Origin of the sequence: Rothia sp. HMSC066H02 (assembly GCF_001814995.1) — a bacterium.
In the GTDB taxonomy this organism is placed as follows: domain Bacteria; phylum Actinomycetota; class Actinomycetes; order Actinomycetales; family Micrococcaceae; genus Rothia; species Rothia mucilaginosa.
Window position 1 is genome coordinate 61,990 of the sequence record NZ_KV818684.1, and the last position, 10,908, is coordinate 72,897.

The window sequence follows — 10,908 nt, forward strand, 5'->3', positions numbered from 1 at the left end:
GCCTACGCAGGGGCACCCGTCCCCCGGACGCTCCGCTCTTTCCTTGCTTCGCTGCGGAGAGCGTCCGTGCGACACCCTGAGGGCGCTTCCGGAAAACGTAGCTGCACCCAGGGGCTCCCGGTGGGCACACCTATACGCAACCTCTGGTGGGCGCGTGGAGGTTTCGGTGGCCTCTGTAGCGACATCAGGGTGCCCGAAGCGAAGCGAGGGCGGGTGCCCCTGTAGGAGCGAGGAGGGTGCCGAACCTCGAGCTAATCCCGCCGGGGTGGTTCGTGGTTTGGGTGTGTGCCCCGTGCCTAGCGAACCGGGGTGGGGGAGGGCTGTCGCGGTTTAGCCTGTTGCATGGCAGCCTCCACCCACACGCAATGAGCCACCGCGTATCAGAGTGTAACCCCGGTGAGAGCCTAGCCTAAGACTGCGGTAAACTGAAAGTTATGACTGCAACTCCGTTCTACATCACCACCGCCATCTCCTACCCCAATGGCAACCCGCACATCGGCCACGCCTACGAAACCATCGCAGCCGACGTGCTAGCCCGCTTCAAGCGCCTCGACGGCTTCGACGTGCGCTTCATGACCGGCACCGACGAGCACGGCCAGAAGATGCAGACCACCGCCGAGAAGCTCGGTAAGACCGCTAAGGAACTCGCCGACGAGAACTCCGCACGCTTCAAAGCAATGAACGACGCGCTGAACATCAGCTACGACCGCTTCATCCGCACCACCGACCCCGACCACTATGTCGCATCCCAGGCCATCTGGAAGCGCATGGAAGAAAACGGCGACATCTACCTCGACAAGTACGCCGGCTGGTACTCCGTACGCGACGAAGCCTACTACGCAGAAGACGAAACCGAAGTCCGCGACGGCCAGCGCTACGCCATCACCACCGGCACCGAAGTCGAATGGACCGAAGAAGAATCCTACTTCTTCCGCCTCTCCAAGTACGGCGACAAGCTCCTCGAACTCTACGCCAACGAAGGCTACGTCTACCCCGAATCCCGCCGCAACGAACTGATCTCCTTCGTCAAGGGCGGCCTCAACGACCTGTCCATCTCCCGTACCACCTTCGACTGGGGCGTACCCGTACCCGGCAACGACAAGCACGTCATGTACGTGTGGGTCGACGCCCTCACCAACTACCTGACCGGCCTTGGCTACCCCGACACCGATAACGAGCTGTTCACCAAGTACTGGCCCGCCGACCTGCACCTCATCGGTAAGGACATCACCCGATTCCACTCCATCTATTGGCCCGCATTCCTGTGGTCCGCCGGAATCGAACTGCCCAAGCGCGTCTTCGGCCACGGCTTCTTGCTCGTCAACGGCGAAAAGATGTCCAAGTCCGTCGGTAACGTCGTTGACCCCGCAAACCTCGTCGACGCATTCGGCCTGGACGCGGTCCGCTTCTTCCTCATGCGTGAGGTGTCCTTCGGTCAGGACGGCTCCTACTCCGAAGAGTCCATCATCAACCGCATCAACTCCGACCTGGCAAACAACCTCGGCAACCTCGCCCAGCGTTCGCTGTCGATGGTCGCCAAGAACTGCGGCGGCGCTGTGCCCGAGCACGGCGAATTCACCGAAGCCGACCGCAAGATCCTCGACGAGGCGGCTGCCCTCTACGAGCCGGTTCGCGCCGACTTCGACGAGCAGGCATTCCACCGTGCACTCGAGCGCATCTGGACCGTCCTCGCAGACACCAACGCCTACTTCGCAGAGCAGGAACCCTGGACCCTGCGCAAGAACGGCGAACTCGACCGCATGAACACCGTGCTGTACGTAACCCTCGAGGTCGTACGCCAGGTCGCCCTGCTGCTGCAGCCCGTCATGCCCGACGCAACCGCCAAGCTGCTGACCCTGCTCGGCGTACCCGAAGGCGACGCACGCCAGTTCGCAGCCCTCGGCACCGCACTCGTGCCCGGCACCGAACTGCCCGCACCCGCACCGGTGTTCCCCCGCTACGAAGCACCCAAGGCATAACAGTTGCCTGAGCATCAGCGGACAGCGCCGTAACGGATAGTCTATGAAAGCTCCCGGCTTCCCCACCCAGATGGGGGAGGAGCCGGGGGCTTTTCGTGTACGCGCGTATGGAGAGGTACGGGCGCAGGGTAGAGACGGGACGCTGGTTTGGCCGCCACTCATACTTAAGGATGAGGTCGGTACCCCGTTCCGGCAGCCTCGCGTTCAGCTCATACCGCGGAAGCACCGGGAAACCCTGCGCCCGTAGGTCAAGACCCGGTGAACACCCGCCAAAATCAACCTGGAGGATGAGAAAAACCCTGTAGTCAGCGCCATACTGCGTGAAATAATTGAACTATGACTACTACAACTCCTCACGCACAGACGGCACAGCCCGCCGTCTCCGCACGAAACCTTTCCAAAACCTACGGCATGGGTGAAGCCACCGTCCACGCCCTCAACAACGTCTCCGTCGACTTTGAGCAGGGCAAGTTCACCGCGATTATGGGTCCCTCCGGCTCGGGTAAGTCCACGCTGATGCAGACCATCGCAACCCTGGACACCCCCGACCCGAACCCGGCAACCTCGATTCGTATTGGTGGTACCGAGCTCTTCGGCCTGAAGGACAACGCCCTCACCGAATTCCGCCGCGAACACATCGGCTTCATCTTCCAGGCGTTCAACCTGGTGCCCACCCTCACCGCGGGCCAGAACATTGACCTGCCCCTGGGCCTCGCAGGTAAGAAGCCGGACCAGCAGTGGCGCGACTACCTGGTCAAGACCCTCGGCCTGGAAACCCGCCTCGACCACCGCCCCGAACAGCTCTCCGGCGGTCAGCAGCAGCGCGTCGCCATCGTGCGCGCCCTGCTCGCACGCCCCGAAGTGGTCTTCGCCGACGAACCGACCGGTAACCTCGACTCCAACTCCGGCGCCGAGGTGCTGCGCCTGCTGCGTGCCGCCGCAACCGAGCACGCACAGACCATCCTCATGGTCACCCACGACGCAAGCGCCGCCTCCTACGCAGACCGCGTGGTCTTCATCAAGGACGGCATGGTCGCCGGCGAAATGATCGAACCCACCTACGACGCCGTCCTCGGCGCAATGGCACAGCTGGAAGGTCGATAAGCCGTGGCAACCACACTGAACACGGTGGCGCGCTCCAACCTGCGCGCCTCCAAAGGAAAATACATTCTCACGGGCATAGGCATCGCGATCTCATCCTTCTTCATCGCCGCCATTATGATGCTCACCAACTCGCTGCAGGCGACCGTCAACTCCTCCGTGGGTGACGTGCTCTCCCGCGCCGAGGCGGTTGTCGCCTCTGCCGCTACAACCAGCGACGGTCAAGACAGCACCTCTATCTACCTGACTCGTGACCAGATTCAGAAAGTAGAAAAGAGCGACCTGCTCTCCGGCTACTGGGTACAGTACGCTGTCTCGGGTAAGCTCGGCACCGGCGACCAGGCAACCCAGGTGCAGTACGACCAGCTGCCCGCCGACTCGAGTCTCTTCCCGTACAAGGTGCAGGGTAAAATCCCCAGTAGCGACCACGAAATCATGGTCTCTACCTACTTCGCGAAGAAGCACAACCTCTCGCTGAACGGCAAGGTCACCAGCACCGACGTTGTGGAATCCGTCAGCGCTCCCGGTACCAATAAGACCGCCGAATACACCGTCGTCGGTCTGTTCGACCCCGGTTTTGAAGGCTCCACCACCAATCAGGCTGTCTTCATTGGCGGCACCAGCCTCGGCGAAGCCACCCTGAAAGCAGCCGAGACAGAAAACAAGAGCTCCGCGGCAGGCTACCGAAGCATGGCTGGCGCGAACCTCATCTACCTCAAGTTCAAGGACGGCGTAACCGACGCCAAACTCAAGAGCCTGCAGGATACCCTCAGCAGCGGCGACACCAAGAACGACCCGCGCGTCATGACCGGTCAGAAGCTGCTGGAAGACTACCAGAAGACCATCTCCACGGTCTTCACCTCCATTAGCGTGGTTCTGGGCGCCTTCGCGGCACTGGCTCTGCTGGTCTCCTCGTTCGTCATCTCCAACACCTTCGCGGTGCTGGTCGGCCAGCGCATCCGTGAACTGGCTCTGCTACGCACCCTCGGTGCCCGCGGCGGCTCCCTCGTACGGATGCTACTTATCGAATCGGTTACCGTGGGCGTGGTGTTCTCCCTCATCGGTGCACTGCTGACCTTCCCTGCCGGCATGCTGGTGGGAAGCATGGTTTCGACCATCATGATCTCCTACTCAATCACCCCGATCCTGGTGAGTGTGCTCCTCTGCACCCTCGTGACGGTTCTGGCGTCGCTCTCCCCGGCACGAAGCGCCCTGCGCATCTCGCCCATTAGCGCGATGAGTGAACACACCAACCTTGAGATGCGCAAGCCCGGCAAGGTTGGCCCGATCCTGGGTCTGGTCTTCGGTGCCGCAGGTATCGGCCTGGCTATGCTGGCTCAGAACCAGGGTTCCGGTGAGGGTGCCGGCAATAAGGCCATTGCCTTCATGATGGGGGCCGCGCTGCTGCTCGGTATTGCGGTTTTCCTCCTCACCCCGCTGGTACTGCCCCCGCTGGTACGCGCCCTCGGCACGGTCACCCGCACCCAGACCGGCAAGCTCGCGCTCGCCAACGCGCTGCGTTCGCCCAAGCGCACCGTCTCCACCGGCCGCGCTGTGCTGGTGGGTACCCTGGTCGTGTCGACTGTGCTGACCGGTTACTCGGTGCTGAGCGCCTCGCTGACCAAGGCCCTGGATCAGCAGTACCCGATTTCTGCGCAGGCAAAGTACAGCTCGTACGACCAGTCCGAGGCTGCCTCCACCGTGACCAAGGCGGAGGAAATCGCCTCCAAGGTCAAGGGTATTAAGAACGTTCAGGCATCCGCCGTCGGTTACGCAGCCGGTGTGGTCGACTACACCGTCGAATACGAGGGACAGACCGCCAACCAGAATTCCGACCTGGTGGCGCTGAGCTCCTCCGATTTGAAGGCAATCCTGCCCGACGAAAACTCGAACCTTGCCGACGACACCGTGCTCGTGCCGCAGGGCCTCTGGAAGTCCGCTGGATTGAATGAGTCCAGCCGTCTGAAGGCACACGGCCCGCTCGGCGAAGTGGAACTCAAGCCCGTCAAGTCCGCAACCAAGCAGCACCTGCTGATTGTCAACCCTGCCACCGCCGCCAAGCTGCAGGACGCCAAGAACCCGCAGAAGGTTGCCAACCCTGCCGCTGAGGAAGCTCAGAAGCGCATGGAAGAAGCAATCGCCAGCGGTGACAAGGAAGCTCAGACGAAGGCAGCACGTCTGACCGTCACCAGCCAGGCAACCGGTAACGACACCGTCGTTCTGGTGCGCGCCGCCTCCCCGCTGACCAGTAGCGAGAACGCGACCCTGCAGGCTGACCTGAACCGAGCCAGCCCGGACAGCTCCTTCACCGGTGGTCTGCAGGAACGTCAGACCTACGACCAGCTGCTGACCGTTATGCTGACCTTCACCCTGGTGATGCTCATGCTCGCAGTGGTCATCTCGATTATTGGTGTGGCGAACACGATGACCCTGTCGGTCAACGAACGCCGCCGCGAGAACGCGATGCTCCGCTCGCTGGGTCTGTCCCGCAAGCAGCTGCGCCGCATGATTTCCATTGAGGCGATTCTGATTACGCTCGCCGCAGTGGTGCTCGGTATGGTTTCCGGTGGTGTGATTGGTAGCCTCTCGGCGCAGATTATTATGTCTTCCATGAGTGCTTCCGCCCCGCTGGTGCTTGACCTGCCGTACGTCTGGTACGTGGTCATCCTCGTTGTGGGTGTGCTTGCCGCGATGCTGGCTTCGGCTCTGCCGGCGGCTCGTTCGGCTCGCATGTCCCCGGTTGAGGGTATGCGCGGCTAACCCGCTGTATCTGGCATAGTCACAGTACCCGGCAAACCCGGATACTCGGCGTGAGAAAGCCCCGGAAGGTGCCTCGAAAAGGAGGCACCCGCCGGGGCTTTGCCGTGCACAGGGCGGATTCATAGAGCTAGGTTCTAAGCGGCTGACCTGCTGCCTGGCTTTGCGCGTATGATGGGTGTATGAGCACTAGCCACCCCAATCTGCGTCGCGGGTACACGCTACCCCATGAAGCGGAGGTTCTTCAGATCCTCCGTGACGCTGGTGTGCGCCGTGCCCGACTCTTCGGCAGCGCCGCCCGCGGTGAGCTGACCGAAACCAGCGACCTGGATTTTCTGGTTCAGATGCCGGGGGCAGCCCCTTTTGACGAGTTCATGCAGATGGTGGATGCTCAGCACCGCATTGAACAGCTGACCGGCCGTAGCGTTGATATGGTCACCCGGTTGCGCCCCCGCATCTATGCGGAGGCAGAACCAGACATGGTGGAGTTGCCGCTATAAGAAGTTGCCTGAGCTGATGAGCGACTTTGAGCGAATCATCGACGAGATGCAAGAAACTACTTAACTAAAGAGCCCCGGAGGGTGCCTCGATCAGGAGGCGCCCGCCGGGGCTTCACTGTGTCCTTTATTCTGCTGTGCCCTTATATAAGGGAGCGCTAGTGGGCGATACCCGCCTCATACGCCATAATGACCGCCTGCACACGATCACGCGCACCCAACTTCGCCAACACATGCGACACATGCGTCTTCACCGTCGCCTCCGACAGCACCAGCTCCCGCGTAATCTCCGCATTCGACAAGCCACGCGCGATCAAACCCAGCACCTCAAACTCACGCGGCGACAACTGCTCAATCAACTCACGATGCGGATAATCCTGCACAGGCTCAAAGCTTGCATGCTCAGCCGGAATGAACGTCGCCTTAGGAAGCTCAGAACCAGCAGCCGGGGGAGTAACAGGAACAGACTCGGCGGCAGGAGCGGCAGGAGCGGTAGGAACAACAGGAGCGGGGGAGTCCAGCACCGGAATCATGTGCTCCAACAGGCGGCGAGTCGCAGACGGCGCAATCACCGCATCGCCGCGGTGCACCGTACGAATCGCCTCCAGCAGCTGCTCCGGCGGAGTGTCCTTCAACAAGAAACCGCTCGCCCCCGCACGCACCGCCGAATATACGTACTCATCAATATCGAAAGTCGTGAGCATAATAATGCGCACCCGCTCATCCTCGGAAACTTCACGTTCGCCGTCACGCTCCAGAATACGGCGCGCCGCCTCCAGACCGTCGCAGTGTGGCATACGCACATCCATGAGGATGACCTGCGGCGCCTGCCCCTCAGAGACCATGCGGTCAAAAACGTCAATCGCCGCCAGGCCGTCATCAGCTTCCATGACGACCTGCAGGTCCGGCTGGGAATTGACGAGCATGCTCAAGCCGCCGCGCACTAGGCGCTGGTCGTCAACGAGCATCACGCGGATCGGCTGGGTGGTCTGTGGTGCAGAAGAGTACATAGTTTCAATCCTAGATCACGAGGTAGTAGAGGGCGCGGGTATTAGAGGTCGCGGTAGGGCAGCGCCGCCTCAACGAGCCAGCCGCCGTCAGGCTGCAGACCGTAGGTGAGGGTGCCGTGGTAGAGGGCGATGCGCTCGCTCATGCCGCGCAGACCGTTGCCGCTACCGGGTACAGGGCGGGCAATGTGCTGAGCTGTGGCAGAGGAAACCGGGTCGTTATGTACCCGCAACTGCAGACCGTCCTCGCCCCAGTGAATAGTGACGGTGGTTGCCGCGCCGGGGGAGTGCTTGAGCGCGTTGGTGAGCGCCTCCTGCACGGTGCGGTACGCCGCCAGTTCGGCACCCTGCGGTAGGGTGCGCGCCATGGTGCCGGTGATTCCGGTGAAGGTGACGGGTAGCCCGGCGCGGCGGCTCTGCTCCACGAGGGCGGGCACATCGTTGAGGGTGGGCACGGGCGCGTAGGCGGTCGCCTCGTCCGTGCGGAGTAGCCCGAGCAGGGAACGCATCTGCGTGAGGGAGTCGCGTGCCGTGTCTGCGATGAGTTCTAGGGTCTGCTCGGCAATATCCGGTTCGTTCTGCTGAGCCTGACCCCACTGCTCTGCCTGTTCGGTCTGTTGCTCTGCCTGCTGCGCCTGTTGTGTTTGCTGGGCGCGTGCGGTGCGGGCGCTCGCGGCGGCGTAGCGTGCTCCGTCTGCCTGGGAAATAATGCTGGAGAGCGAGTGCGCCACAATATCGTGCATTTCACGGGCGATGCGGGTGCGTTCGTCCTGCGCGGCGAGGCGGCGTTCCTGTTCCTGTTCGTATTCGAGGCGGCGGGCGCGTTCTTTGAACTCTTCGCTGCGCAGTTCGCGCATGCGGCGGGAGTCGCCGAGGAACCAGAAGACGGTGAAGATGGATCCGCAGAGCACGCCGAGCATCAGGGAGATGAAGATGCGGGCGGGCATGTCGTCCCAATGGTAGAGGAACGAGAGCGAGGCCTGCACGGTGACGGCGAGTGCGCCGACCCAGCCGAGAATGAGGGCGCGGAAGCGGGCGCGGCGGGTCCAGTGCCTGCCGGTGTGGTAGGCGGCGAGGCTGACCGGCGGGTAGCAGGTGATGACGAGTGAGTCGGGGAAGGGGGTCACGAGAGTGAGACAGAGCGCCGCGATGACCACGTAGATGCTGCCGTAGGGGAAGCGGTAGCGGAAGTAGAGCGCGGTGGTGCTGCAGAGCGCGGAGATGAGCGGGATCCAGCCGTAGCCGTTGATGAAGGCAACGGAGAGCACGCAGCAGAAGAACTGCATGTGCGCGACGACGATGAAGTTCATCCAGCCGCGTTTGTCTCTGAGGTAGCTTTGCACGCGGCTGGAGGCGCTGATGGCGTCGGCGGGCAGGTCGTTGCTTTCTGAGCTGCCGCGGGTATGCGTTACGGCGTGGCCTGATTCGGCTGTCTCTGTGCTGTGCTGTGGGTTCTGCTGGGGTTCGGTGTGTTTGAGGGGCATGTTTCCAGTGTATCGGGGTGGTGGGTCGGGGCTGGGAGCCTCTTTTTTGCTCTCACGTGCAGGAAATTTTGTGGGTTTGTGTGTGGGGGCGTGTGCTTGAGTGAGTATGACACGCCAAAAACAGCTATTTTTAGTGACCTTGATTACTTTTTTGCAGATTGTTTATTCAACTAAAGCTTGAGAGTTTGGGGTTGTATGGGGTTCGAATTCGGGTTTATGAGACCCATAACTCCCTTAAGTAACCTATTTTGGTTGAAAAACCTTCAACTAAGGCGGAGAGTTTAAGGGAAACCCCCTCATCAAACCATTTTTGGAACCATTGCGGTGTAGGTCCTTGATGGGTATAGTTTTGGCTGTACCGAAATCTACGCCGATGGTCTATGACCTCGCAGAGCGAACACCAAGCGCTCTGAAACGCGAAAGTCCCTATGATAGGGGACCGGTTACAGCATTATGTCGTTATCACCAGAGGTTAGGCGCAAGCCTACTTCACTCACTCGAATCTCATCAGGTGACGTTCTTCGCCGCGCACGACGGCGGGTGATAACCTTTATTCCTCAAAATGACATCACTCTCGAAGGACATATATGTCTACTAATATTTCTCGCCGCAAGGTTGTCGCTGGCGCAGCATGGGCTGCTCCGGTTGTTGCAGCATCTGCTGCAGTTCCCGCTTTTGCATCTTCCACTGAGTGCGAGTACGCATCTGCTCCCAAGTTCAACATTTCCGGTCAGCCCTCCGGCGCTAAGGACACCGTCAAGTTCACCGTTCCCGCGAAGGTCGACAAGATCAAGTTCGAGGTCGCTGGTGGTGCAGGTGGCGGTTCCAACCAGGTTGCTGGTGGTTCCGGTGCTCTCGTGACCGGTGTAATCCCCGTCAAGGAAGGCCAGGTCATCGAGCTGGTCGCAGCTTCCGGTGGTGTGGCTTACCTGGAGTCCGTCAGGGGCGTCGACAGCCCCGCACTGTGGCAGACCCGCCCCGCAACCGGTGGTAAGGGTTACGGTAACGGTGGTGACGTCAACGAGCAGCCCATTCCCGCTGACGTCAAGGCTCAGGTTGACGCTAACTGGTCCAAGCCTTCCGATATGAAGCGCTACCTCTACGGTGGTTCCGGCGGTGGCTCCTCCGCTCTGATTATCAACGGCACCCCGGTTGCTGTTGCAGGTGGCGGTGGCGGTGCGGGTATCCGTACCCAGCCCGGTACCAACAACATGCCCTCGGGTAAGTACTACAACCCCAAGGCAGTCGACGCTTCCACCACCCGCCTGAGCGACCCTGACGTTAAGTCCGTTCTGCCCGCTGGTGCAAGCGCATCCGCAGCAACCGGTGACAGTGCTGAGACCTCTGTCTCCCACTACACCGTTCTGAAGCCGCACACTACTGCTGGCACCGCTATGAAGGTTGCCGGCGGTAACGGTGGCGGTAACGGTCAGGGTGGTGCAGGTGGCGAGCAGCCCCTGCTGTACAAGCTGGCTAACGTCTACGGTGTTCTGGGCTTCACCAGCCAGAACAAGCAGGAGCTCTTCAGCTCCGCTACCGCTGGTGACAAGGGTGGCTCCGGCTTCGACGGTAAGGGTGCAGACGGCGTCTTCGCGTACTCCTACCAGATTGACAACAACGATATCTCCAAGCTGGAAATCGTTCACGCGACCAACCCTGTTAACCTCAACGATAAGACCAACCTGGACGAGGACTCCACCCGTAAGTCCTTCAACGGTTACCAGACTGTTGTCTCCGCAGGTGGTGGCGCAGGTTACGGTGGCGGTGGCTCCGGTGCTGCTCGAGGCCTCTCCTCCATCATCACCTCCCAGAAGTGGAACGGTAACGAAGAGCCCACTCGTTACCGCCAGAACGTTAGCGCACTGCTTCAGGCAGGCGCAGGTGGCGCTGGTGGCTCCTACGTTGCTCCCAGTGTTACCGGCGGTGCCATCGCATCCGCTAACAACGCTGCGAAGGAATCCGGCGTTCGTAACCCCGGTTACGTGAAGGTCTACCTCTGCGAGCGCTCCTAATAGCGTCTAAGTTCTTACCCTGTGAGAACTCGTAGATAAACGATATTCCCCGGCTGAATATTCAGCCGGGG

The 10,908-nt window shown here is 61.1% G+C and carries 7 protein-coding genes; 5 read left to right on the top strand and 2 right to left on the bottom strand.

Features of this window, described 5'->3' with window-relative positions; genetic code table 11:
- The first annotated feature begins 434 nt into the window (after nt 1–434).
- The 4 genes from metG to HMPREF2999_RS05720 all read left to right on the top strand — a co-directional run bounded on the left by metG (nt 435) and on the right by HMPREF2999_RS05720 (nt 6,337).
- Complete coding sequence (gene metG, locus HMPREF2999_RS05700; RefSeq protein WP_070676764.1) at nt 435–1,979, top strand: methionine--tRNA ligase; 1,545 nt, start codon at nt 435–437, stop codon at nt 1,977–1,979.
- 336 nt (nt 1,980–2,315) lie between these two features.
- The gene (locus HMPREF2999_RS05710) at nt 2,316–3,083 is read left to right on the top strand and encodes an ABC transporter ATP-binding protein (RefSeq protein ID WP_070676759.1); all 768 of its coding nucleotides are present in this window, start codon (nt 2,316–2,318) and stop codon (nt 3,081–3,083) included.
- 3 nt (nt 3,084–3,086) lie between these two features.
- Nucleotides 3,087–5,840 (top strand): ABC transporter permease, encoded by a 2,754-nt coding sequence (locus tag HMPREF2999_RS05715; protein ID WP_070676756.1) that lies wholly within the window; start codon nt 3,087–3,089, stop codon nt 5,838–5,840.
- Between the two features lie 179 nt (nt 5,841–6,019).
- Nucleotides 6,020–6,337 (top strand): nucleotidyltransferase family protein, encoded by a 318-nt coding sequence (locus tag HMPREF2999_RS05720; RefSeq protein ID WP_049345616.1) that lies wholly within the window; start codon nt 6,020–6,022, stop codon nt 6,335–6,337.
- A gap of 155 nt (nt 6,338–6,492) precedes the next feature.
- Here the strand turns inward: HMPREF2999_RS05720 and HMPREF2999_RS05725 are convergent, their stop codons facing one another.
- Nucleotides 6,493–7,344, bottom strand: coding sequence for a response regulator (locus tag HMPREF2999_RS05725; protein ID WP_070676754.1), 852 nt, complete (start codon nt 7,342–7,344; stop codon nt 6,493–6,495).
- 41 nt (nt 7,345–7,385) lie between these two features.
- Complete coding sequence (locus HMPREF2999_RS05730) at nt 7,386–8,825, bottom strand: histidine kinase (RefSeq protein WP_210399541.1); 1,440 nt, start codon at nt 8,823–8,825, stop codon at nt 7,386–7,388.
- A 587-nt stretch (nt 8,826–9,412) separates the two neighbouring features.
- Between HMPREF2999_RS05730 and HMPREF2999_RS05735 the strand changes: the two genes are divergently transcribed.
- The gene (locus tag HMPREF2999_RS05735; protein WP_070676750.1) at nt 9,413–10,837 is read left to right on the top strand and encodes a transcriptional initiation protein Tat; all 1,425 of its coding nucleotides are present in this window, start codon (nt 9,413–9,415) and stop codon (nt 10,835–10,837) included.
- Nucleotides 10,838–10,908: the final 71 nt, after the last annotated feature.

Excerpts from the sequence above, each read along its gene's own strand:
- HMPREF2999_RS05720 (WP_049345616.1), top strand. The coding sequence starts at position 6,020 with ATGAGCACTAGCCACCCCAATCTGCGTCGCGGGTACACGCTACCCCAT.
- HMPREF2999_RS05735 (WP_070676750.1), top strand. The coding sequence starts at position 9,413 with ATGTCTACTAATATTTCTCGCCGCAAGGTTGTCGCTGGCGCAGCATGG.
- HMPREF2999_RS05730 (WP_210399541.1), bottom strand. The coding sequence starts at position 8,825 with ATGCCCCTCAAACACACCGAACCCCAGCAGAACCCACAGCACAGCACA.
- HMPREF2999_RS05725 (WP_070676754.1), bottom strand. The coding sequence starts at position 7,344 with ATGTACTCTTCTGCACCACAGACCACCCAGCCGATCCGCGTGATGCTC.
- HMPREF2999_RS05710 (WP_070676759.1), top strand. The coding sequence starts at position 2,316 with ATGACTACTACAACTCCTCACGCACAGACGGCACAGCCCGCCGTCTCC.
- metG (WP_070676764.1), top strand. The coding sequence starts at position 435 with ATGACTGCAACTCCGTTCTACATCACCACCGCCATCTCCTACCCCAAT.